Genomic DNA, 22,270 nt, shown 5'->3' on the forward strand with positions numbered 1-22,270 from the left:
GGGGTGGTGGGGTCCGAGCCGTGTCCAGCGTGCGCCGTCGTCCCCGTAACGGCCAGTCGTGTTGCGGTTTCGGCAAACGCGGAGGACCAGCCCGGTCCGGAGATGCGGAGGGTTCGCCCGGTCAGGAAGCGGAGGGCACAATCCGTCAGGAGTAGCGGGCGTGCAAGCTCCGTGCCGTTGCCGCCAACCGCGCGCGCAGTTCCGGCGGTTGCAGGACCTCGATGTCCGCTCCCATGCGGAGGAACTCGTCGTGGGCGTGATCCACGGACTCGATGGGCAGCACTGCCTGGATCCAGCCCTCGCCGCGAGGACCGTCGGGAGCGTCGGGCTCGGTACGGCCCGTCGCCTCGGCTGCGCGCGCCGCGGGGCCCGTCAGGCGGGACACCGCGCGCGGCGCCAGGCGCACGACCGCCTCGCCCTGCCGCAGCCGCGCGTGGAAGGACTCCTGGTACGACGTCCAGTGCGCCGCCAGGTCGAAGGACGGGGGGATCTCGAACTGTGTTTGAGTGGAGGTGAGTTGGAGTATCTGGTCGACTCTGTACGTGCGCGGCTCGTCCGCTTCGGTCGTCGCCGCTATCACGTACCAGCGGCCCGCCTTCAGGACCAGGCCGTACGGCCGCAGGCTGCGCTCCACTTCCGTGGGGGCCCGCCAGCGGCGGTAGCGGACGTGCAGGACCCGGCTGTCCCAGACCGCGGCGGCGACCGCGGTCAGATGGGGTACGTCGTCGGGGCGGGCGTACCAGCCCGGGGCGTCCAGGTGGAAGCGGGCGCCGACCCGGGCCGCGTGCGGGCGCAGCTCGGCGGGGAGCGCCGCGCGGACCTTGAGCTGGGCGGCGGCCAGGACCGGGCCGAGGCCCAGGGCCGCGGCGGCGCCCGGCGCACCCGCCAGGAAGAGCGCCGCCGCCTCCGGCGCGGTCAGGCCGGTGAGGCGGGTGCGGTAGCCGTCCAGGAGCCGGTAGCCGCCGGCGTGGCCCGCATCCCCGTAGAGCGGGATCCCGGCGGTGTGCAGCGCTTCGACATCCCGGTAGACCGTGCGGACCGACACCTCCAGCTCGTCGGCGAGCTGCGCGGCCGTCATCCGGCCCCTGGTCTGCAGCAGCAGGATGATCGAGACGAGTCTGTCGGCCTTCACAGGGGTCCCGTCCGAGGCGTGGCCGGGCGCCTGCCGTGTTTCGACTTCACTGACACAGGATGTCAGTGAAGCGGGCCTACCGTCCCTGGCATGGCCTTTCAGGAAAAACTGCTGCACTCGCCGCCGCCCGTCGAGGTGGCGGGCCGCCGCGTCAAGCGCTATCACGTCACCGCCGACCCGGCGGGCATCGATCCCGCCGTGGAGAAGGCGGCGTACGCGATCCTGCCCCGGCTCCTTCCCGAGCCCGACGGGACGCCGCCCGCGACGTTCGTCGTGCTGCACCGGGGCGGGGACAGCGGGGCCTACCTCAACGCGTACAGCTGGGTGTGGGACAACGTCCTGCACTGCCGTGTCGCCGTCGCCGGTCAGCCCGCGCTCGGCTGCCCCGACCAGGATCCGACGCACTTCAGGCTCCTGGACCGGCCGCTGATCGGCTGTGTCTGGGAGCTGCCGCCGCTGCTCCACGAACGCGATGCCTGGGTACGGCACATGCTCGCTCCCGAGCTGCCCCGGCTGCCCGACCTCGACGCCTACATCGCGGACACCCTGCCCGACGGCACCACGGGAGACCACCGTGCCTCAGCGCCCACGCGGGCCCTCACCGGAACGACGTGAGCGTGAACCTCGGGTCGGGGCGCGGCGCATCCTGGTCCGGCAGGGCCGCGAGCTCCTTGGCGAACTGAGCGGCTAGGGGGCTGTCGGGCGGGACTCGGGTGAACCAGCCCCGGCCGAGGTCCTCGATCGTTGAGCGGGGGGAGCGGCCCTGGCCGTGGCCCTGGAAGCGGGCCCCGCCGGCCGGGGTCAGGCCCTGGGCCGCCGCGTACGCCTCGACCGCCTGGGCGCGGTCGACGGCGGGGCCCACCGGGCGCGGTGCGAGGACGGCGTCGATGTCGCTGCCCACGTCGTGCGCGGCGGCCTTGTCGACGGTCGTGACGAACACACCGCCGGGCCGCAGCACACGGGCGCACTCGGCGACGACCCCCGCCGCCTCATCGGCGCCGGAGAGCAGGTGGAACAGCCACACCGCGCTCACCGCGTCGAACGAGTCGTCGGGGAAAGGGAGTTGACGGCTGTCGCCCAGGACGATGGCGCCCGGCAGGCGGCCCGATGCCATGCGGGCCATGTTCGGCGCCGAGTCCACCCCGGTCACCCGCAGGCCCGGCCCGGCGAGGCGCCGGGTGACAAGGCCCGTTCCGCAGGCGACGTCCAGGAGGGTGCGGGCGTCCGGCGGCAGCAGGCCGCGGACGGCGGCGGCAGCGGCGTCGGCGCGCGGCTCACCTCCCCGCGACGCGTCGTAGCGGTCGGCTTCCTTGCCGTAGTCCAGCATCCGCGCCTAGACCGCCCCGTGAGCGACGGCGAGCTCCTCGACCCGGCCGGCCAGGTCGAAGTCGAGCGTGGTGAGAGCGCCGCCCACGCTGTGCGTGTTCACGGACAGGGTGACCGTGTTGTAGCCCAGCGTCAGCTCGGAGTGGTGGCCCAGCTCCTCCTGGATCCGCGCGATGTGCACGACCATCGCGGTCGCGGCGAAGTGCGAGCCGAGCCGGAAGGAGCGGGTGATCTTGTCGCCCGCGAGCGACCAGCCGGGCAGCTCCGCGAGCCGCTCCTCGACGTCCTTCTGTGACAGCGGTTCGAGTGACATGGCCGCGCCCCTTTCCGTGCGTACGGACGTGTGTCCCTCAGCCTGCCACACCCCCTCAGGAACCCACCTGGGCATGCCACCGGGCAGGAGGTCTTCGATTACTGTCTGGGTATGACAACTGCCGTGGTCAGCAAGGAGAACACCGTCGGTCCGCTGCTGCGCGGCTGGCGCGAGCGGCGCAAGGTGAGCCAGCTGGAACTGGCGCTGCGCGCCGACTCCTCGGCGCGGCACATCAGTTTCATCGAGACCGGCAGGTCACGCCCGAGCGAGGAGATCGTGCTGCGCCTCGCCGAGCACCTCGACGTACCCGTGCGGGAACGCAACTCCCTGCTCCTGGCGGCGGGTTACGCTCCCCGCTTCCGGGAGACCCCGATGGACGACCCCTCGATGGGCACCCTGCGCGAGGGCCTCGAACAGCTCCTGCGCGGCTACGAGCCCTACCCCGCCCTGGTCGTCGACGCGGCGTACGACGTGGTCGCGGCGAACCGCGGCATCGCGATGATCCTCGACGGCATCCCCGCGCACCTCCTGCAGCCGCCGCTGAACGCGATGCGGCTCACGCTCCACCCGGAGGGCCTCGCCCCCAAGATCCGCAATCTGCGGGAGTGGCGTGGGCACCTGCTGCACCAGATGGAGCGGCAGATCGCGCTGCAGCGTTCGGACGCGCTGCGTGCGGTGTACGAGGAGGTGGCGGCGTATCCGGTGCAGGACCCCGGTGCCGATGTGTTCGACGCCGACGGGCCGCAGAGCGGCGTCCCGTACTTCGCGCTGCCCCTGCGCATCGAGCACGACGGGCATCTGCTGTCCTTCATCTCGTCGATCTCGACCTTCAACACACCCATGGACGTGACGGTCGCCGAACTGGCCATCGAGACGCTCCTCCCGGCCGATCCGGCGACGGTCAAGTACCTCCAGTCGGGCACCTAGGCCCGAAGGGACCGCAGCGCCGCGTACTGCAGGGCGGCGAAACCCCCGACGGTCACCGCCTGGAGCGGGATCCACACGGCACCCGCGGTGGTGGGCGAGAGCCAGGCGATCAGGGCGACGACACTGAGCACCGCCCAGGCCGCGTTCGCCTCGATCACCCCCTGGACGGCGGGCGTGGGCGGGCTCTTGCGTGACGCGAGGTAGCCGACGCCCACGCCGTACAGGGTGAGGAAGACACCCAGGGCGAGCAGGAGCCCCGCGTCGACGCCGAGGAAACGGCCCAGCGGGCCCGAGGCGGCCGCATAGGCGAGGCCGTTCCCGGTGGTCACGACCGCGTCGATGCCGAGGAAGCGGCGCAGCATCGTCTTCGCGTCGTTCGTGCGGGCCAGTGCGGTGAGCGGGTTCGCGGAGTACGTCGACATGAGGTGCTGCCTCCGAGCGGTGGTAGGGAGAGGGGGCCGGGTCCGGTCCAGAGTGCGCCGGACCGGGCCCGGTGAGACCACCCTGCCGGGACCGCGAGCCGCGGTCGATTACCTCAGAAGTAAGGGCGCCGCCGCCCACCGAGCGTCCCGGGCATCCGCACGCCGCCGCAACCCGTACGGCGGTCGCCGCCGTGTGCCCCCGTCACCCCGGACCTAGGTTCGTTGAAAGGCAGACCTAGGGAGCTCAAGGGTGACAGAGACGACCGAGCCCGGCGCCGCGCTGCTGCGTGCGGGGAAGTTCTTCCGCCGCGGCACCGCCGCCCCCGACCTGCACAGCATCGGTCTCGTCGGCGGCCGGGACGCGGACGCCTTCTACCGGGACCGGTGGAGCCACGACAAGGTCGTGAACTCGACGCACGGCGTGAACTGCACGGGCTCCTGCCGCTGGAAGGTGTACGTCAAGGACGGCATCATCACCTGGGAGACCCAGCAGACCGACTACCCCTCCGTCGGCCCCGACCGCCCCGAGTACGAGCCGCGCGGCTGCCCGCGCGGCGCCGCGTTCTCCTGGTACACGTACTCGCCGACGCGCGTGCGCTACCCCTACCTGCGGGGCGTGCTCCTGGAGATGTACCGCGAGGCGAAGTCCCGGCTGCGGGACCCGGTCCTCGCCTGGGCGGACATCCAGGGGGACCCGGAGCGGCGCAGGACGTACCAGCAGGCGCGCGGCAAGGGCGGCCTCGTGCGGGCGACCTGGGACGAGGCCGTGGAGATCATCGCGGCGGCGCACGTGCACACGATCAAGACGCACGGCCCCGACCGGGTCGCGGGCTTCTCCCCCATCCCCGCGATGTCGATGGTGTCGCACGCGGCGGGCGCCCGCTTCATGTCGCTGATCGGCGCCCCCATGCTGTCCTTCTACGACTGGTACGCGGACCTGCCGGTCGCCTCGCCGCAGGTCTTCGGCGACCAGACCGACGTACCGGAGTCGGGTGACTGGTGGGACGCCGCGTATCTGATGATGTGGGGCTCGAACGTCCCGGTGACGCGGACGCCGGACGCGCACTGGATGGCCGAGGCGCGCTACCGCGGTCAGAAGGTCGTGGCCGTGTCCCCGGACTACGCGGACAACACGAAGTTCGCCGACGAGTGGCTGCACCCGCACCCCGGCACGGACGGCGCCCTGGCCATCGCGATGGGCCACGTCATCCTCAAGGAGTTCTTCGTCGACCGGCAGACGGACTTCTTCACCGACTACGTGCGCAAGTTCACCGACCTGCCGTTCCTGGTGACGCTGACCGAGCGCGACGGCGCGTACGTCCCGTCGAAGTTCCTGCGCGCCACCGACCTCGGCCAGAGCGGCGAGGGCGGTGACTGGAAGACGGCCGTCCTGGACGAGAACACCGGGCAGCCGGCCGTCCCGAACGGCTCGCTCGGCTTCCGCTGGACCGAGTCAGGCAAGGGCAAGTGGAATCTGGAGCTCGGCACCATCAAGCCGCAGCTCTCCCTGCACGACTCCGATGTCGCCACAGGCGTCGAGGTGCTGCTCCCCCGCTTCGACACCGAGGGCGGCACCCACGGCCAGGGGCGTGGTGAGATCGTCCGCCGCGGGGTTCCCGCGACGCGGCTCGGCGGGCAGGACGGACCCCTGGTCACCACGGTCTTCGACCTGCTGCTCGCGCAGTACGGCGTCGGGCGCGCGGGCCTCCCGGGCGAGTGGCCCTCCTCGTACGAGGACGCCGACGCGCCCGGCACCCCGGGCTGGCAGGAGGCGCACACCTCGGTGCCGGCCGCGAAGGCGGTGAAGATCGCGCGGGAGTTCGCGCGGACCGCCGAGAAGTCGCGCGGGCGCTGCATGATCCTGATGGGGGCGGGGACCAACCACTGGTTCCACTCCGAGACGATCTACCGTGCCTTCCTCGCGCTGCTCCAGCTGACCGGCTGCCAGGGCCGCAACGGCGGCGGCTGGGCGCACTACGTGGGGCAGGAGAAGTGCCGTCCGGTGACGGGCTGGGCGACGCTGGCCAGTGCCAACGACTGGAGCAGGCCGCCGCGGCAGATGATCGGCACCGCGTACTGGTTCCTGAACACCGACCAGTGGCGTTACGACAAGTTCGCCGCGGACGTGCTCGCTTCGCCGCTCGGCGAGGGCCGGTTCGCGGGCATGACGGGCGCCGACTGCCTGGCCCTGTCGGCGCGCACCGGCTGGATGCCCTCCTATCCGACCTTCGACCGCAACTCCCTCGATCTCGGCGAGACCACCGACGACCCGGTCGCCAACGTCGTCGACGAACTCAAGGCCGGCACCCTCAACTTCGCCTGCGAGGACCCGGACGCCCCGGAGAACTGGCCGCGCGTGCTGACCCTGTGGCGCGCCAACCTGCTCGGCTCGTCCGCGAAGGGCGCGGAGTACTTCACCAAGCATCTGCTCGGCACGCACTCCTCGCTGCGGGCGGAGGAGGCGGCGCCCGGCGAGCGGCCCTCGACGGTGACCTGGCGCGACGAGGCGCCCGAGGGGAAGCTCGACCTGCTCGTCTCGCTCGACTTCCGCCAGACGTCGTCGACGCTGCTCTCGGACGTGGTCCTGCCCGCGGCCACCTGGTACGAGAAGCACGACCTGTCCTCCACGGACATGCACCCCGACGTGCACTCGTTCACCCCCGCCGTCGACCCGCCCTGGCAGGCCCGCACCGACTTCGACGCGTTCAAGGCGATCGCGGACCGGCTCAGCGAGCTGTCCGTCGACCATCTCGGCGTGCGCAAGGACGTCGTCGCCACCGCGCTCCAGCACGACACCCCGGGTGAGACGGCGCAGCCGGGCGGTGTCGTCCTCGACTGGCGCAAGGGCGAGTGCGAGGCCATCCCGGGCAAGACGATGCCGGGCCTGACGGTGGTCGAGCGGGACTACACGGCGATCGGCGCGAAGTTCGCGGCGCTCGGCCCCCTGGCGGAGAACCTGGGCCTGCCCGCGAAGGGCATCGCCCTGCGGCCCGACCAGGAGGTCGACGAGCTGCGCGAACGCAACGGCGTCGTACGCGGCGGTCCCGCCGACGGGCGCCCCGCCCTGGACACGGCGGTGAAGGCGGCGAACACCATCCTCGCCCTGTCCGGCACGACCAACGGACGCCTCGCCACGCAGGGCTTCCACACCCTGGAGGAGCGCACCGGACAGGAGATGGCGCACCTGGCCGCCGAGCACGAGGGCAAGCGCGTCACGTACGCCGACACGCAGGCCGCGCCCGTCCCCGTGATCACCTCGCCCGAGTGGTCGGGCAGCGAGGCGGGCGGGCGGCGCTACACGGCGTTCACGCTCAACACCGAGCACCTCAAGCCGTGGCACACGCTCACCGGGCGCCAGCACTTCTTCCTCGACCACGACTGGATCCACGAGCTGGGCGAGGCGATGCCCGTCTACCGGCCGCCCCTGGACATGAACCGCCTCTTCGGGGAGCCACAGCTCGGGCCGGACGGCGAGAAGGAGGTGACGGTCCGCTATCTCACCCCGCACAACAAGTGGTCCATCCACTCCGAGTACCAGGACAACCTCTTCATGCTGTCGCTCTCCCGGGGCGGGCAGTGCATCTGGATGTCGCCGCAGGACGCGGAGGCGATCGGCGTGAAGGACAACGACTGGATCGAGGCGGTCAACCGCAACGGCGTCGTGGTGGCGCGCGCGGTCGTCTCGCACCGGATGCCGGCCGGCACGGTCTACATGCACCACGCGCAGGAGCGCACGGTCAACGTCCCCAGGACGGAGACCACCGGCAAGCGCGGCGGCATCCACAACTCCCTGACCCGCCTCATCCTCAAGCCGTCCCATCTCATCGGCGGCTACGCCCAGTTGTCGTGGGCCTTCAACTACCTGGGCCCGACGGGCAACCAGCGCGACGAGGTGACGGTCATCCGCCGCCGTAAACAGGAGGTCACCTACTGATGCGCGTGATGGCACAGATCGCGATGGTGATGAACCTCGACAAGTGCATCGGCTGCCACACCTGCTCCGTCACCTGCAAGCAGGCATGGACCAACCGGGACGGCATGGAGTACGTCTGGTTCAACAACGTGGAGACCCGGCCCGGCCAGGGCTACCCGCGCCGCTACGAGGACCAGGAGAAGTGGCGCGGCGGCTGGGAGCTGAACAAGAAGGGCGCCCTGAAGCTCAAGAACGGCGGCCGGATCAAGGCACTCCTGGAGATCTTCTCCAACCCCAAGCTGCCGGAGATCAAGGACTACTACGAGCCCTGGACGTACGAGTACAAGAACCTCACCGACGCCCCGCTCGGCGACGACTACCCGGTGGCCGAGCCGCGCTCGCTGATCAGCGGCAAGCCCATGAAGATCGAGTGGTCGTCGAACTGGGACGACAACCTGGGCGGCGCCACCGAGTACGGCGACCTCGACCCGATGGTGGCCAAGACCCGCGAGAAGGCCGCCGAGAAGGTGAAGTTCGCCTTCGAGCAGACCTTCATGTTCTATCTGCCGCGGATCTGCGAGCACTGCCTCAACCCGTCGTGCGTGGCGTCCTGTCCGTCGGGGGCGATGTACAAGCGCGAGGAGGACGGCATCGTCCTGGTCGACCAGGACAGCTGCCGGGGCTGGCGCAAGTGCGTGACGGGCTGCCCGTACAAGAAGGTCTACTTCAACCACCGCACCGGCAAGGCCGAGAAGTGCACGATGTGCTATCCGCGCCTTGAGGTGGGTCTGCCCACCGTCTGCTCGGAGACATGCGTGGGACGCCTGCGCTACCTCGGCGTGATCCTGTACGACGCCGACAAGGTGACCGAGGCCGCTTCGGTCGAGGACGACAAGGCCCTGTACGAGGCCCAGTTGGGGGTCTTCCTCGACCCGGAGGACCCCGAGGTGCGGCGCGAGGCCGAGCGGGCCGGGATCGGTCACGACTGGGTCGAGGCGGCGCGCCGCTCCCCCGTGCACGCGCTGATCAGCACGTACAAGGTGGCGCTCCCGCTGCATCCGGAGTACCGCACGATGCCGATGGTCTGGTACATCCCGCCGCTCTCCCCGGTCGTGGACGCGCTGAGCGAGACCGGGCACGACGGCGAGGACCTGGACAACCTGTTCGGCGCGATCGACACCCTGCGCATCCCGCTCGAATACCTGGCGGAGATCTTCACGGCCGGAGACGTGGGCCCGGTGCGGGCCTCCTTGGAGAAGCTGGCGGCGATGCGGGCGCACATGCGGGCCATCAACCTCGGTGAGCGGCCCGACAGTTCGGTGGCCGAGGCCGTGGACATGTCGGCCCAGGAGATCGAGGAGATGTACCGCCTCCTCGCCATCGCCAAGTACGAGGACCGTTACGTCATCCCGACCGCGGCGGTCGGTGACGCCCAGCGGCTGGAGGAGTCCGCGCTGCCCGACTCGTGCAGTCTCGACTTCGAGGGCGGCCCGGGAGCGGGCGGGGACGGCCCGTTCGGCCAGGACTCGGGCCGCAAGCAGCTGCCGCTGGTGACCATCGAGAACTTCCACACCCTGCGGGACCGGCAGACCGCCGACGAGCAGCCCTCCGCGACCGAGAAGGACACCCTGTGAGCGAGAACGCCGTGCTCTACCAGGCAGCCGCCCACTGCCTGACCTACCCGGACGAGGAGTTCCGCGGCCTGCTGCCTCAACTGAGCGCTGCCGCACCGGAGTTGCGGGAGTTCTTGACGTACGCGGCGGCTACCGGTCCCTCCGATCTCGCCGCGCACTACGTCCAGGTCTTCGACTTCAAAAACAGGCACAGCCTCTATCTGAGCTGGTGGCGCGACGGTGACACGCGCCGGCGCGGCATGGCCCTGGTCCGCTTCAAGGAGGTCTACCGCGAGCACGGCCTGGAGTTCACGGGCGAGGAGCTGCCGGACTTCCTGCCCGCGGTCCTGGAGTTCTCCGCGCACGCGGGCCCTGTCCTCCTGGAGGAGCACCGGCCGGGCCTCGAGCTGCTGCGGCTCGCCCTCACCGACTTCGGCACGCCCTACGCGTCCGTCCTCCGGGCGGTCTGCGCGACGCTGCCCGGCCCCTCGCCGAAGGACCGGGCCGAGGCGCAGGCGCTGGCCAGGTCGGGGCCCCCGCGGGAGGACGTCGGCCTCGAACCCTTCGCACTGATCGGGGAGCACTGATGAGAACGCTGCTGTGGGGCGTCATCCCGTACGTGGCCTTCGTCCTCCTCGTGGCGGGCCTGCTGTGGCGCTACCGCTACGACAAGTTCGGCTGGACGACGCGCTCTTCGCAGGTGTACGAGTCGAAGCTCCTGAACATCGCGTCGCCGATGTTCCACTACGGGATTCTGTTCGTCCTCGTCGGGCATCTGGTGGGGCTCTTCGTGCCGGAGTCGTGGACGGAGAAGGTGGGCGTGAGCGAGCACACCTACCACTTGTTCTCGCTGTACGGCGGCACGGCGGCGGGCATCCTGCTTGTGCTCGGCATCCTGCTGCTGCTCTACCGGCGCCGCACGAACGCGCCGGTGTTCCGGGCGACGACCGCCAACGACAAGCTGATGTATCTCGTGCTGTTCGCGGCGATCGTGCTCGGCATGGTGGCCAAGCTGACACATGCCTCGGGCGAGGGCTACAACTACCGCGAGTCGATGGCGCCTTGGGCCCGCAGCTTGTTCACCCTGCAGCCGGACACGGACCGGATGGCGGGGGTGCCGGTCATGTACCAGATCCACGCGGTGGTCGGCATGGCGCTGTTCGCGCTGATCCCGTTCACACGGCTCGTGCACATGTTCAGCGCGCCGGTGCAGTATCTGTTCCGGCCGTACGTGGTGTACCGGAGTCGGGACCCGCGGAGGGTGGGAGCTCGTCCGGAGCGGCGGGGTTGGGAGAAGACAGGGTCTTGATCCCCAACCCCGCCCCTTCCCGACTGTGACATTTGCGGCTCCGCCGCGGGCCGCTCGGCGCGGGGGCCTTGGTTGCCGGGCGACACCGGCTTCGCCGAGTTCGTCCTCAAACGCCGGACGGGCTGAAACCCTCAGCCCGCCGCCCCTTACTTGTCGGCGCCCTCCCCCGGCTTCTCGTCGTCCACGATCTCCGCGTCGACCACGCCCTCGTCGGGGACGGAGCCCGGAGCCGCCTGCTCCTGGGTGCCTTCGCCGGAGCTCTCGTACATGGCCTGGCCCATCCGCTGGCTCACCGAGGCCAGTTTCTCCGCGCCCGCGCGCAGCGCCGCCGTGTCGTCGGCCTTGTCCTTCAGGAGGCCCTTCAGCTCCGTCGCCGCCGCCTCCACCTCGGTTTTGGTGGCCGCGGGGATCCGCTCCTCGTTCTCCCGCAGGAACCGCTCGGTCTGGTAGACGAGTTGCTCCGCCTGGTTGCGGGTCTCGGCGGCGTCGCGCCGCTTGCGGTCCTCCTCCGCGTGCTCCTCGGCCTCCCGCACCATGCGGTTGATGTCGTCCTTGGGCAGCGCGGAACCGCCCGTCACCGTCATGCGCTGCTCGCGCCCCGTCGCCTCGTCCTTGGCGGACACGTGCATGATTCCGTTGGCGTCGATGTCGAAGGTGACCTCGATCTTGGGCACACCGCGCGGCGCCGGGGGCAGCCCGGTGAGGTCGAAGACGCCGAGCTTCTTGTTGTACGCGGCGATCTCCCGCTCGCCCTGGAAGACCTGGATGCCGACCGACGGCTGGTTGTCCTCGGCGGTCGAGAAGGTCTCCGAACGCCGGGTGGGGATGGTCGTGTTGCGTTCGATGAGCTTGGTCATGATGCCGCCCTTGGTCTCGATCCCGAGGGACAGCGGCGTCACGTCCAGGAGCAGGACGTCCTTGACGTCGCCCCTGATCACACCGGCCTGGAGCGCCGCCCCCAGCGCCACGACCTCGTCCGGGTTGACCCCCTTGTGCGGCTCGCTCCCGGTGAGTTCCTTGACCAGTTCGGTGACCGCGGGCATCCGTGTCGAGCCGCCCACCAGGATCACGTGGTCGACGGCCGACAGCTTGATGCCCGCGTCCTTCACCGCCTGGTGGAAGGGGATGCGGCAGCGTTCGAGCAGGTCCGCCGTCAGCTCCTGGAACTGGGCGCGGGTCAGCTTCTCCGCCAGGTGCAGGGGGCCGTCCGCCGACGCCGTCACGTACGGCAGGTTGATGTCGGTCTCGCTGGACGACGACAGCTCGATCTTCGCCTTCTCGGCGCCCTCACGCAGGCGTTGCAGCGCCATCTTGTCCTTGCCGAGGTCCACTCCGTGGGCGTTCTTGAACTGCCGCACCAGGTACTCGACGATGCGCTGGTCCCAGTCGTCGCCGCCCAGCTGGGTGTCGCCGTTGGTGGCCTTCACCTCGATGACGCCGTCGCCCATCTCCAGGAGCGACACGTCGAAGGTGCCGCCGCCGAGGTCGAAGACGAGGACCGTCTGGTCGTCGCCCTTGTCGAGGCCGTAGGCGAGGGCGGCGGCGGTGGGTTCGTTGATGATGCGGAGCACGTTCAGGCCCGCGATCTCGCCGGCTTCCTTGGTCGCCTGGCGCTGCGTGTCGTCGAAGTAGGCGGGCACGGTGACGACCGCGTCCGTGACGTCCTCGCCCAGATAGGACTCGGCGTCACGCTTGAGCTTCTGCAGGACGCGGGCGGAGAGCTCCTGCGCGGTGTACCGGGTGCCGTCCACCGAGCCGCTCTCCGGGAAGCGCCAACTGCCGTCGCCCATGTGGCGTTTGACGGAACGCGCGGTGCGCTCCACGTTCGTGACCGCCTGCCGCTTGGCCACTTCTCCGACGAGCACGTCGCCGTTCTTGGCGAAGGCGATGACCGAGGGTGTGGTGCGCGCTCCCTCCGCGTTGGCGACGACCGTGGGATCACCGCCCTCCAGGACGGCCACCACCGAGTTCGTCGTACCGAGGTCGATCCCGACTGCACGTGCCATGTCCAGTCTCCTTCAACGCGAGCCCGTTTCCCGGCGTACTTCGACCTCCATCACAAAACTTGAGCGGCTTGTTGTCAATGCCGCACATGACTGTGCCGCCGCCCCGCGAGGGACGGCGGCACGGTCCGAGGAGCGTCAGGCCAGCTTCGCCGACAGCGTGATGGTCGTGCCCGTGAGTGCCTGGCTCACGGGGCAGTTCGCCTTGGCGTCCTCGGCGGCGGAGGTGAACGCGGCCTCGTCGAGGCCCGGCACCTCACCCTCGACGGTGAGGTGGATGCCGGTGATGCCGGTGCCCGGCTGGAAGGTCACGTCGGCGGAGGTCGTCAGCCGGGTGGGCGGGGTGCCCGCGCCCGTCAGACCGTGCGACAGCGCCATGGAGAAGCAGCTGGAGTGCGCGGCGGCGATCAGCTCTTCGGGGCTGGTCTTGCCGTTGGCCTGCTCGGCACGGGACGGCCAGGACACGGCCTGCTCCCCGATCCCGGAGGAATCGAAGGTGACGGTTCCCGAGCCCTCCGTCAGAGAGCCTTCCCAGACCGTGTGCGCGGAGCGCGTGGTAGCCACGATGTACTTCCCTTCAGTGCGGTTCCGGGATGCGTTCCGGAACTTCCGTGCGCCCATCCGATCACACCCGGACGCGGCGCACGCGCAAGACCGCTCCTCTCCACCGGGGCTCCTGAGGCGTCAGGGCAGCCCCGGTGCGTGGTCGCTATGGCCGAAATGCCAACTGTGCAAGGCGCGTCTGCGGTGACACTTTGAGGCCCCCTCGCCCACGGGACGAGGAGTCCACTCAGGGGGTTTGACCATGCGCATGAACTACTCGGAACGCGGTCCGTCTCCGCTGGAAGGCGCGAAGCCCGGGGCCGCCGGAGACCGCGACTCGACGTTCGGCTGGTGGGGCGCCTTCAGCATCCAGAAGTTCGTCAACCAGTCATCTCTGTTCCACACGCACGCCGACGCCACCGGGTGGCTCGCGTACCTCCAGCAGTTCTACGACCGCAACTTCTGGTTCGCGGACGGCGGGGCGCAGGTCTGGGCGTACGAGGAGACGTACGACAACTGGCAGGACCGCTACGGCATGGACGCGGTGGTCGCCGTCTACCACTCGGGCCACGGCGGCATGGACAACAACGGCGTCTTCTTCGCGCCGCTCGGCGCGGTCTGGGACGGCCGCAGCGACGCGGTCTCGAACCGGATGGCGCTCGGCAACGAGAAGGTCAACTACATCTTCTGGTCCACCTGCACCTCGCTGCGGGTCCTCGGCGGGCACTCCCCGATCCGCACCTGGGCGGGCCCCAACATCGGCTTCCGCATGATCTTCGGGTTCGAGACCGTCAGCATCGACAGCCCGGACTACGGCAAGAAGTTCTGGGAGAAGTGGCGGGCGGGCCAGACGTTCACCGACGCGTGGCTGAACGCGAGCTGGGACATCTACAAGGGCCAGGCGCCCTCGGTCTGCGCGGTCGGCGCCAACCAGGCCGAGGCCACGGCCCGCCTCAACGGCGAGCGCACCCTGTACCGCGAGCACGTGCCGGACAACTGGTACGCGTGGCGCTGGTACAACGCACGCGACTCCCTCAGGGAGCCTTTGACGCAGGCCCCGAGCACCCCGCAGATCGTGCAGCTCGCGCCGCGCGACCCGGGCGACGAGCTGGCCAAGGTGGGCCGCATCGCCGACTTCCCGTCGGCGGCGCTGCAAGAGGTGCAGGTCGAGCGGCAGGGCGTGCTCAGCGCCACCTCCGGCGACCGGACCGTCTCCACGGCTCCGCACGCGATCCGGTGGGTCAAGCTCGCCGAGGCCAACCACCGCAACCTGCGGCAGTTGCCCACGGAGCGGGCGGTCGAGGCGGCCCGCGGATTCGCCGAGCAGTACGCCGACGGCGCCGAGCTCGTCGTGGACAGCGTGCACGACCTGATGCAGAACTCCGGGGCGAAGGACGGCTCCGAGCTGGGTGAGCCGGTGTCCCTCGAGACCCATGTGACGTTCCGTCAGGTCTTCGACGGCATCCCGGTCATCACGCCCGACCGCGGTCTCATCCGGGTGGCCCTGGACAACGACGCGACCGTCGTCCAGGCGCAGATCTCCACGCGCGACACCACCGGCACGACCCGCGAGCCGAGCACCGACATCGCGCCGCCGCCCGCGGGCGGCAAGGCCGCGGCCGCCCCGCAGCGGGCACGCGAGCCGCGCGAGGCCCTCGCCGCCGCCCAGCGCAGGCTGCTCGCCGAGCTCGCCTCCGTGACGGCCGACGAGCAGGGCGGCCGGAGCGCCGCGGCACCGCGCGAGCCCCAGGTCAGGGACGTGCCGGGCACCTTCGAGGTCGGCTATGAGATCGAGGGCAACGAGGCCTACCCGGCCGCCCGCAAGCTGATCGAGATCGGCTCGCCCGACAGCATGTACACCACCCGCCGCTGGGTGGTCGCACCGCTCGCCAGGTAGTCCGGGAGCGTCTTTTCAGTGGGTGGCGGTCCGCTCCTTGCGGGCCGCCCTCCACGCGTAGACGAGCACACCCGCGAAGAGGAACAGGACGCCCTGGTAGACGGCCGCGTACCCGGACCCGGCGACCAGCCACATGGAGAACCCGGACGCGATGGCCGCGAGGACACCGTCCCGCACCAGGGCGGCGCGGTTGACGCGCTCGCCCTGCCCGGAGACCAGGAAGTAGATCTGCGCGGCGGTGGCGAGCAGATAGGGCACGGTCGCGGTGAACGTGGTGATCAGGACGAGGGACTCGAAGACGCCGCTCGATCCCGCGAAGTAGTTGTAGACGGTGAGCAGCGAGGCCAGAACGACGGTGACCAGGACGCCCACGGTCGGCACACCGCGCCTCTTCTTGCCGAAGACCTCGGGGAAGAGCCCGTCCTTGGCGGCGGCGTACGGCGTCTGGGCGCTCAGCAGGGTCCAGCCGTTGAGGGCCCCGAGGATGGAGACGACTGCCGCGATCGCCACCGCCGTACCTCCCCAGGAGCCGCCGAACATGACGTTGACGGCGTCCGAGAAGGGTGCGGTGGAGCCGACGAGCTTGTCGTGGGCGACGGTGCCGAAGACGGCGAGGGTGCCGAGCAGATAGACGAGGGCGGCGCCGAGGGTGCCCAGGATGGTGGCGCGTCCGACGTTGCGGCGCGGGTCGCGTACCTCGCCGGCGCTGACGGCGGCCGACTCCACGCCCAGGTAGGAGAAGAGCAGGATCGCGGCGGAGGCGGAGATCGCACCGGCCGGGCTGTCGTCGCTCGCCTGGAAGGGGCCGAGGTTGGCGCTGTCGAAGAAGAAGAGCCCGCCGATCGCGACCAGGAGCAGGGGCACGAACTTCAGTACGGTGGCGACGACCTGGACCGCGCCGACGTAGCGGGTGCCCGCGAAGTTGGCGAGCGCGGGAAGCCACTGCAGGACCAGGGCGGCCAGGCAGGCGGTCCACTTGTGGTCGCCCACCGGTATCAGGACGTCCAGATAGCCGACGGCCGCGACGGCGAGCGCGGCGTTCGACACCCAGGCGGTGGCCCAGTAGGACCACGCGGCGAGGAATCCCGCGAAGTCACCGAACGCGGCGCGCGCGTAGACGTACGGTCCGCCGGTGCGCGGGTCGCGCCGCGCGAGCCGCCCGAAGACCAGGGCGAGGGCGATGGCGCCCGCGGTCAGGACGGCGAACGCGACGAGGCTGATGGTGCCGAAGGGGGCGACGGAGGCCGGGAGCAGGAAGATGCCGCCGCCGATGATGTTGCCCATGACGAGGCAGGTGGCGATCGGGAGGCCGAAGCGGCGGGCGTGCCTGCTGCCGCCGTCCTCGTGCTGCTCTGTCCGCAGTTCTTCCTGGTCGGGGGCCGGAGCCGGCTGGTTCACGGTTCCGGTGTCGTGCATGGGGGTGGTGCCTCTCATCGTGCCGGACGCCCGGGATCGCCGGGGCGAGAGACATGGTCGGGCACGGAGGGAACCGTACAAAATCAGCGTGTTTTGTCCTGCGCGGGAGGGTCGGCGACCGTAAAAGCTGTCCCGTCCGGCTGCGGAGCCAGCGGAACCTCCGGTCCCTGGAACTCGCCGAGCCAGCGCCGGAGCACTTCGTGGACGCGCTCGGCGCCGACGAGTTCCTGGCCGTCCTCGAGCGGCGCGGAGAGCACGAGGGGCGACAGGAGGAACGGGACGGCCTGGGCGCCGCCGAGCCCGCCGTGCGAGCCGATCTGCTCCTCGAAGGCGAGGACTTCGCCCTCCTGGGGGTCGTACCAGGAGTTGACCATGATGTCGGCGGCGTGCGGGAAGCCGTCGGTGCGGCGCACGGCCTCGGCGGCGCCCGGCCCGAAGTCGGCCAGCGGGCCGAGGTCACCGGGCCGCTCGTCGAGGTACACCTCCGTGCCGCGCGCGCCGAGGACGACCGCGCCGCGCTCCTGACTGTGCACGAGCAGGAAGCCGACGCCCGGGTGGTTGGCCAGGGTGGGCAGGAGCGCCGGGTGGCGCAGGTCGATCTCCTCGCGGGTCATGCGGTGCGGGACGTCGGGGAAGGAGACGAGGCCGAGGTTGCCGGACGCGAGCACGATGGGCTCCGCGCGGCGGGCCGGGCGGTGTTCGTCCGCGCCCTCCTCCACGGGGCGGCGCAGCGCGGCGCGGACCGTCGAGCGGGCCTCGGCGCCGCTGTGCGTGCGCTGCGCCTTGCGGGGCACGGGCAGCCCGCAGCCGGCCCTGACGAGGTCGCCGAGGGTGAGGCCGTAGCGGGCGCGGAAGGTCTCGCCGGGGCTCTGGCCGTGGTCGGAGAGGACCACGATGCGGTAGGCGCGGGGGGCGTGTTCGGCGACCTTCGCGATCAGCGCGAGGGACCGGTCGAGCCGCTGGAGCACCTTCTCCACGTCGTGACCGGTGGGCCCCGAGTGGTGGGCCACCTCGTCGTAGGCGACCAGGTCGGCGTAGACCGCGCTGCGCCCCGCGAGCATGTCGCCGATGACCGCGGCGACGACGACATCGCGCTCGATGACGGTCGCGAAGGCGCGGATGAAGGGGTAGAGCCCGCCCCGGGCGACGCGCGGACGCTGCTTCCTGATCCGGGCCCGGGTCGACTCGCCGATCTCGCGGCCGACCTCGGCGACGAAGGACAGGGCGGTGCGGACGGCGTTGGCGGGGTCGGAGAAGTAGGCGAAGTACCCGGCGCGCGAGCGGTTCTCCTTGCCGCGGCGCGCGGCCAGGGAGAGCACCAGGGCGACCTGCTCGGCGCCGCCGCTGAAGAGGTTGCCGCGGCTGGCGCCGTCGAGGGTGAGGAGGCCGCCGTCGCCGGTGCGCTCGATGGCGCGGCGCTGGAGTTCCACGGCGGACGCGGGCCGGTTGGAGACCATGACCTCGCCGGTGTCCTTCTCGTACCAGCGGAAGGCGGGGACGTCGTCGTTGGAGCCGTGCAGGATGCCGAGCTGGCTCGCCCCGGTCTGGCTCGACCAGTCGGTGCGCCACGGGGTGAGGCGATGGGTCGGCGCCCCCTCCTGGCCGAGCCAGGCGGCGATGGTGGGCATCAGCCCCTTGTCCACGGCGGTGCGCAGGACGTCGTGGCCAAGACCGTCGAGCTGGATGAAGACGGTGCCGGGCGGTACGGGACCGAAGCGTCCTTCGGCGAGGCGGCGCCGCTTGCGGTCGGCCAGGCGGTAGAGGCGGCGGCGGTAGGCGTCGTCGTCGCGGACGGCGAGGGCACCGCCGGTGGCGGAGGCGACCGCGGACATGACCGCGGCGACGACGACGGCGGTCTCGGGGTTGGCCTCACCGCGCCCGTCGGGGATGAGGCTGAGGGCGAGCAGCAGCAGTGAGCCGTTGAGGGCGAAGGCGAGCAGGCCGAGCACGAGCGCGGGCACGAGCAGCAGCGCCCGCACGAGCAGGGGCCACACCAGCGAGGAGAGCAGGCCGAAGGCACCGGCGCCCAGGGCGGCCGTGCTGGCGATGCGCGTCGCGCTGTCGTCGTCGTCGGCCTGCAGCTGGAAGTCGGGCAGGATCCCGGCGAGCGCGAGCATCGTGAGCGTGCTGACCAGCCATACGGCGACGGATCTCCACAGCGCACTGCCGACCGCCCGCCATCGCTCTCGCCCCACGCCGCGCCGCCTCAGGTTTCATGACAGATCCGGACACCAGCGTGTCACAGGGCCCACGGACAGGTGCCGGGGGTGGGTCAGCGACCGTCGTACCCCGCCGTCGGCATGGACAGCCGCCGGTGGACACAGGCCTTCATCTGCGCGTCGTACGACGGTTCGGCGAGCCCCGCGGTCTCGATCCGCACCCCGCGCCGCCCGCACTCCGCGGTGAACTCGTCCGGCGAACGCAGCGCGCGGTCGAGCACGCGGCGGCTGGGCACGACGAAGAGGTCCACGAGGCCCTCGTCGACGTCGGCCCAGAGCACGGCGTGATCGGTGGGCAGCCCGTGCACGACCAACTCCCGCGTGATGACGTACCCCCGGGCGGCGGCCCAGCGCGCGCACATCGCGTGCTGGCTGCGGGAGTCCACCAGGAAGGGGTCGGCGTCCAGCTCCTCCAGCGGTATCAGGCTGGCGATCGCGGCGGCCCGCATCACTGTCACGCTTGCGGTGTCCCCCATCGCGTCCCCCTCACCTCTGGCATCCTCACCACTGGCGTCAGCCGAAGACCCTACTCCTGGCCGTAGGCTCGTAAACAGTCGCGCGAAGGAGGAAGAAGGAGCAATGGGAGTGCCGGTGGAGATCACCTGGTGGGGTCATGCCACCTGCACGGTCGAGGACTCGGGGCTGCGGGTGCTCACCGACCCGCTGTTCGCCCGGCGCCTGGCCCATCTGCGCCGGCGCAGGGGCGCGCTCCCGCCGCCCGAGGCGGCCGTCGCCGACATCGTGCTCCTCTCCCATCTGCACGCCGACCATCTGCATCTGCCGTCCCTCGCACGGATCACCCCGGGCACGCGTGTGCTGTTGCCGCGCGGCGCACGCCGGCAGGTGCCGGGGCTCGCGCGCCGGCTCTCCCATCTGCGCCTCATCGAGGTCGTGCCGGGCGACGAGGTGCGGATCGGCGACCTGGTCGTCCGCGTGGTGACGGCGCGGCACGACGGGCGGCGGCTGCCCGTCGGACCGCATGCCGCGCCCGCGCTCGGCTTCGTGGTGCGGGGTGAGGCACGGACGTACTTCGCCGGGGACACCGGGCTCTTCGACTCGATGGCCGCGGAGGTCGGCGACGTCGACGTCGCGCTGCTTCCGGTCGGTGGCTGGGGGCCGTATCTCGGCCATGGTCATCTCGACGCGGGGCGCGCGGCCCTGGCCCTGGCGGAGCTCGCGCCGCGCAGTGCGGTGCCGGTGCACTACGGGACGTACTGGCCGATCGGCATGGACGCCGTGCGGCCCCATGAATTCCACACGCCGGGCGAGGAGTTCGTGCGCCAGGCCGCGCGGATCGCGCCCGAGGTGGCGGTGCACCGGCTGGGGCACGGCGAGAGCGTGCGGCCCGAGGTCACCAAGGGAGATCCTCAGTGATCCTCGCCCTGACGGCCCAGGTGACACCGGGGTCGACGCAGGCCGTCGGCTATCCGTCGCTGTTCCTGCTCATCATGGTCGGCGCGCTGGTGCCCGTGGTGCCCACGGGCGCGCTCGTCAGCTCGGCCGCGGTGGTGGCCTTCCATCAGGAGGCGCCCCTGGCGCTGCTCCTGGTGTTCGTGGTCTCGGCGTTCGCCGCGTTCCTGGGTGACATGGCGCTGTACTGGCTCGGCCGGCGCGGCATGCACTCGACGAACGGCTCGCGCTGGCTCGCGGCGATCCGTGACCGGGCGCCCGAGGAGCGCCTGGCCCAGGCGCAGGAGAAACTCGCCGACCACGGTGTGCTGGTGCTCGTCCTCTCCCGGCTCGTCCCGGCCGGGCGGATTCCGGTGATGCTGGCCTGTCTGATGGCGAAGATGCCGCTGCGCCGGTTCGCCCGCGGTGACATACCGGCGTGCCTCGCCTGGGCCTTCACGTACCAACTGATCGGCATTCTCGGCGGCTCCCTCTTCAAGGAGCCGTGGCAGGGCGTGCTGGTGGCGGTCGCCCTCACGGTGCTGATCAGCGTGGCACCGACGCTGTGGCACAAGGTCCGGCGCGCGGTGGCCTAGGCCTGTGCCGCTGTGGCGCGGAGATCGTCGAAGGCTGCGGCCAGGGTGCTCAATGCCCTTTCCACGTACGGGAGTTGAGAGGGGTCCGGTGCGGTGAGGGCCGTCAGGCGTTCCTGCGGGGTCGCGCCGAGCAGGGGGCCGGTGGACAGGCGTACGCGCAGCGCACCCAGCTCGTCGCCGAAGCGGTGGCCGCCGGGTGCGGGCATGGCGAGGCGTCCGCCGAGGAAGTCCTCCAGGTCCTGCGAGTCGCCGACGCCGCGTGCGGCGAGCGCCGGGCGGAGCGGCCCGAGGTCCACGTAGAGGTGACGGCCCGCCCCCGGCGGGCGGGCGAGCGCGCCCGCCGTGACCACCGTGTGCTGCGCGGCCGCGGCCACGCGCGCGTGCAGGCGGGTCGCGCGGGCGAGGCGGTCGGTGATCTCGTCCGGCTCGCCCAGGGCGTACGACGCCGCCGCCCCGACCGGCGCCGTGACGCACGCGCCCAGCGCGGTCAGGACGTCCAGGGTGCGGGCCCGCAGCGCCGAGCCCCGCGCTCCGGCCGGGAACCGGGCGACCGCGGCGGGCCAGCCCGGCGGCAGGAACGCCCCGGAGAGGTCGGTCAGCACCGTCACGCGTCCGGGGTCCATCTCGGCGGGGCTCACCAGCACCGTGTCGTGCGGCCGGTGCAGGGTGTCGCGCCAGGTCTCGTCGCTGACGATGTGCAGCCCCTCGTCCGCCGCCGCCTCCACGGCCTCGTGCAGCACCTCGGGTGGCGGCACGGTGGCGGTGGGGTCGTCGGCGACGGAGAGCACGAGGAGGCGCGGGGTGCCGCCCTCGGCGCGGATGCGGCGGACGGTCTCCATGAGGGCGAACGGGTCGGGGACGCCGCCGCACTCCGCGGGCGTCGGCACGTGGTACACCGACCGGCCGAGCAGCCGCACCTGGGGCGCCCACCAGGCGGGACACGGGCGCGGCAGCAGGACGTCGCCGCCGCCGAGGGCCGCGGTCAGCGCGAGCAGCAGGGGCGCGGCTCCGGGCGCCGCGACGACCTGGTCCCGCTCTCCCGGCAGGCCGCGCCGGGCCCAGTAGCCGCTCGCGGCGTCGAGCAGGGCGGGGCTGCCGCCGGGTGGTTCCGCGTGGGCGCGGCCCGCGGCGCCGGCGAGCACGGCGGAGAGCTCGGGCAGGACCGGGAGGCCCGGCTCCGGCAGGGGAGGCCCGTACCGGACAGGGCCACGGCCTTCGGGTTCCGTCCGCATGTACCCATCGAAACGCGACG

Annotated in this window: 19 protein-coding genes; 9 read left to right on the top strand and 10 right to left on the bottom strand. The window is 71.5% G+C overall.

Going from position 1 to position 22,270, the window contains the following annotated elements; all coding sequences use genetic code 11:
- Nucleotides 1–145: 145 nt before the first annotated feature.
- The gene (locus AB0M70_RS04095) at nucleotides 146–1,132 is read right to left on the bottom strand and encodes a YafY family protein (RefSeq protein WP_365816053.1); all 987 of its coding nucleotides are present in this window, start codon (nucleotides 1,130–1,132) and stop codon (nucleotides 146–148) included.
- Between the two features lie 90 nt (nucleotides 1,133–1,222).
- Between AB0M70_RS04095 and AB0M70_RS04100 the strand changes: the two genes are divergently transcribed.
- Nucleotides 1,223–1,747, top strand: coding sequence for a hypothetical protein (locus AB0M70_RS04100; RefSeq protein ID WP_365816055.1), 525 nt, complete (start codon nucleotides 1,223–1,225; stop codon nucleotides 1,745–1,747).
- Here the strand turns inward: AB0M70_RS04100 and AB0M70_RS04105 are convergent.
- A complete protein-coding gene (locus tag AB0M70_RS04105; RefSeq protein WP_365816057.1) occupies nucleotides 1,731–2,459 on the bottom strand; it encodes a class I SAM-dependent methyltransferase in 729 nt (242 codons plus the stop codon). The genes AB0M70_RS04100 and AB0M70_RS04105 overlap by 17 nt on opposite strands.
- Before the next feature lie 6 nt (nucleotides 2,460–2,465).
- Nucleotides 2,466–2,771, bottom strand: a complete 306-nt coding sequence (locus tag AB0M70_RS04110; protein WP_365816059.1) for a 4a-hydroxytetrahydrobiopterin dehydratase — start codon at nucleotides 2,769–2,771, stop codon at nucleotides 2,466–2,468.
- Nucleotides 2,772–2,882: 111 nt separating this feature from the next.
- Between AB0M70_RS04110 and AB0M70_RS04115 the strand changes: the two genes are divergently transcribed.
- The gene (locus AB0M70_RS04115; RefSeq protein ID WP_365816061.1) at nucleotides 2,883–3,698 is read left to right on the top strand and encodes a helix-turn-helix transcriptional regulator; all 816 of its coding nucleotides are present in this window, start codon (nucleotides 2,883–2,885) and stop codon (nucleotides 3,696–3,698) included.
- On the opposite strand, the gene AB0M70_RS04120 is transcribed toward AB0M70_RS04115, so the two are convergent.
- Entirely contained in the window at nucleotides 3,695–4,120 is a 426-nt protein-coding gene (locus tag AB0M70_RS04120; protein WP_365816063.1) for a hypothetical protein, read from the bottom strand. The two genes, AB0M70_RS04115 and AB0M70_RS04120, sit on opposite strands and share 4 nt — an antisense overlap.
- A gap of 250 nt (nucleotides 4,121–4,370) precedes the next feature.
- Here AB0M70_RS04120 and AB0M70_RS04125 point away from each other — a divergent pair, with 250 nt between their 5' ends.
- From AB0M70_RS04125 to narI, 4 genes are read left to right on the top strand one after another with little or no spacing between them, the layout of a single operon-like run.
- Entirely contained in the window at nucleotides 4,371–8,054 is a 3,684-nt protein-coding gene (locus tag AB0M70_RS04125) for a nitrate reductase subunit alpha (RefSeq protein WP_365816065.1), read from the top strand.
- Nucleotides 8,054–9,667: a nitrate reductase subunit beta gene (narH, locus tag AB0M70_RS04130; protein ID WP_365816067.1), complete on the top strand. Its 1,614-nt coding sequence runs from the start codon at nucleotides 8,054–8,056 to the stop codon at nucleotides 9,665–9,667. The genes AB0M70_RS04125 and narH overlap by 1 nt, the downstream gene beginning before the upstream one ends.
- On the top strand, nucleotides 9,664–10,233 hold the full coding sequence (gene narJ, locus AB0M70_RS04135) for a nitrate reductase molybdenum cofactor assembly chaperone (RefSeq protein WP_365816069.1): 570 nt from the start codon (nucleotides 9,664–9,666) through the stop codon (nucleotides 10,231–10,233). The genes narH and narJ overlap by 4 nt, the downstream gene beginning before the upstream one ends.
- Nucleotides 10,233–10,955, top strand: coding sequence for a respiratory nitrate reductase subunit gamma (narI, locus tag AB0M70_RS04140; RefSeq protein ID WP_365816071.1), 723 nt, complete (start codon nucleotides 10,233–10,235; stop codon nucleotides 10,953–10,955). The genes narJ and narI overlap by 1 nt, the downstream gene beginning before the upstream one ends.
- Before the next feature lie 146 nt (nucleotides 10,956–11,101).
- Here narI and dnaK read toward each other — a convergent pair whose 3' ends face one another.
- Nucleotides 11,102–12,961, bottom strand: a complete 1,860-nt coding sequence (dnaK, locus tag AB0M70_RS04145; RefSeq protein WP_365816073.1) for a molecular chaperone DnaK — start codon at nucleotides 12,959–12,961, stop codon at nucleotides 11,102–11,104.
- Nucleotides 12,962–13,096: 135 nt separating this feature from the next.
- Nucleotides 13,097–13,522, bottom strand: a complete 426-nt coding sequence (locus AB0M70_RS04150; RefSeq protein WP_365816075.1) for an OsmC family protein — start codon at nucleotides 13,520–13,522, stop codon at nucleotides 13,097–13,099.
- Nucleotides 13,523–13,763: 241 nt separating this feature from the next.
- Between AB0M70_RS04150 and AB0M70_RS04155 the strand changes: the two genes are divergently transcribed.
- Nucleotides 13,764–15,398, top strand: a complete 1,635-nt coding sequence (locus AB0M70_RS04155) for a DUF6345 domain-containing protein (protein WP_365816077.1) — start codon at nucleotides 13,764–13,766, stop codon at nucleotides 15,396–15,398.
- Nucleotides 15,399–15,413: 15 nt separating this feature from the next.
- On the opposite strand, the gene AB0M70_RS04160 is transcribed toward AB0M70_RS04155, so the two are convergent.
- The 3 genes from AB0M70_RS04160 to AB0M70_RS04170 form a co-directional block, all read right to left on the bottom strand.
- The gene (locus tag AB0M70_RS04160) at nucleotides 15,414–16,814 is read right to left on the bottom strand and encodes an amino acid permease (protein WP_365816079.1); all 1,401 of its coding nucleotides are present in this window, start codon (nucleotides 16,812–16,814) and stop codon (nucleotides 15,414–15,416) included.
- 83 nt (nucleotides 16,815–16,897) lie between these two features.
- Nucleotides 16,898–19,009 (bottom strand): phage holin family protein, encoded by a 2,112-nt coding sequence (locus AB0M70_RS04165; protein ID WP_365816080.1) that lies wholly within the window; start codon nucleotides 19,007–19,009, stop codon nucleotides 16,898–16,900.
- A 77-nt stretch (nucleotides 19,010–19,086) separates the two neighbouring features.
- On the bottom strand, nucleotides 19,087–19,509 hold the full coding sequence (locus tag AB0M70_RS04170) for a hypothetical protein (RefSeq protein WP_365816082.1): 423 nt from the start codon (nucleotides 19,507–19,509) through the stop codon (nucleotides 19,087–19,089).
- 109 nt (nucleotides 19,510–19,618) lie between these two features.
- On the opposite strand from AB0M70_RS04170, the gene AB0M70_RS04175 reads away from it, so the two are divergent.
- Both AB0M70_RS04175 and AB0M70_RS04180 read left to right on the top strand, forming a co-directional pair.
- Complete coding sequence (locus AB0M70_RS04175) at nucleotides 19,619–20,407, top strand: MBL fold metallo-hydrolase (protein ID WP_365816311.1); 789 nt, start codon at nucleotides 19,619–19,621, stop codon at nucleotides 20,405–20,407.
- Nucleotides 20,404–21,018, top strand: a complete 615-nt coding sequence (locus tag AB0M70_RS04180) for a VTT domain-containing protein (RefSeq protein ID WP_365816084.1) — start codon at nucleotides 20,404–20,406, stop codon at nucleotides 21,016–21,018. The genes AB0M70_RS04175 and AB0M70_RS04180 overlap by 4 nt, the downstream gene beginning before the upstream one ends.
- Here AB0M70_RS04180 and AB0M70_RS04185 read toward each other — a convergent pair.
- Nucleotides 21,015–22,250 carry an aminotransferase class I/II-fold pyridoxal phosphate-dependent enzyme gene (locus tag AB0M70_RS04185; protein WP_365816086.1) on the bottom strand — a complete coding sequence of 412 codons (1,236 nt, stop codon included), beginning with the start codon at nucleotides 22,248–22,250 and terminating at the stop codon, nucleotides 21,015–21,017. The two genes, AB0M70_RS04180 and AB0M70_RS04185, sit on opposite strands and share 4 nt — an antisense overlap.
- Between the last annotated feature and the right edge of the window lie 20 nt (nucleotides 22,251–22,270).

Source organism: Streptomyces sp. NPDC051214 (genome assembly GCF_040682375.1).
GTDB lineage: Bacteria > Actinomycetota > Actinomycetes > Streptomycetales > Streptomycetaceae > Streptomyces.

Excerpts from the sequence above, each read along its gene's own strand:
- AB0M70_RS04100 (WP_365816055.1), top strand. The coding sequence starts at position 1,223 with ATGGCCTTTCAGGAAAAACTGCTGCACTCGCCGCCGCCCGTCGAGGTG.
- narH (WP_365816067.1), top strand. The coding sequence starts at position 8,054 with ATGCGCGTGATGGCACAGATCGCGATGGTGATGAACCTCGACAAGTGC.
- AB0M70_RS04155 (WP_365816077.1), top strand. The coding sequence starts at position 13,764 with ATGCGCATGAACTACTCGGAACGCGGTCCGTCTCCGCTGGAAGGCGCG.
- AB0M70_RS04110 (WP_365816059.1), bottom strand. The coding sequence starts at position 2,771 with ATGTCACTCGAACCGCTGTCACAGAAGGACGTCGAGGAGCGGCTCGCG.
- AB0M70_RS04160 (WP_365816079.1), bottom strand. The coding sequence starts at position 16,814 with ATGCACGACACCGGAACCGTGAACCAGCCGGCTCCGGCCCCCGACCAG.
- AB0M70_RS04185 (WP_365816086.1), bottom strand. The coding sequence starts at position 22,250 with ATGCGGACGGAACCCGAAGGCCGTGGCCCTGTCCGGTACGGGCCTCCC.
- AB0M70_RS04170 (WP_365816082.1), bottom strand. The coding sequence starts at position 19,509 with ATGGGGGACACCGCAAGCGTGACAGTGATGCGGGCCGCCGCGATCGCC.
- narI (WP_365816071.1), top strand. The coding sequence starts at position 10,233 with ATGAGAACGCTGCTGTGGGGCGTCATCCCGTACGTGGCCTTCGTCCTC.
- AB0M70_RS04115 (WP_365816061.1), top strand. The coding sequence starts at position 2,883 with ATGACAACTGCCGTGGTCAGCAAGGAGAACACCGTCGGTCCGCTGCTG.
- AB0M70_RS04120 (WP_365816063.1), bottom strand. The coding sequence starts at position 4,120 with ATGTCGACGTACTCCGCGAACCCGCTCACCGCACTGGCCCGCACGAAC.
- dnaK (WP_365816073.1), bottom strand. The coding sequence starts at position 12,961 with ATGGCACGTGCAGTCGGGATCGACCTCGGTACGACGAACTCGGTGGTG.
- AB0M70_RS04105 (WP_365816057.1), bottom strand. The coding sequence starts at position 2,459 with ATGCTGGACTACGGCAAGGAAGCCGACCGCTACGACGCGTCGCGGGGA.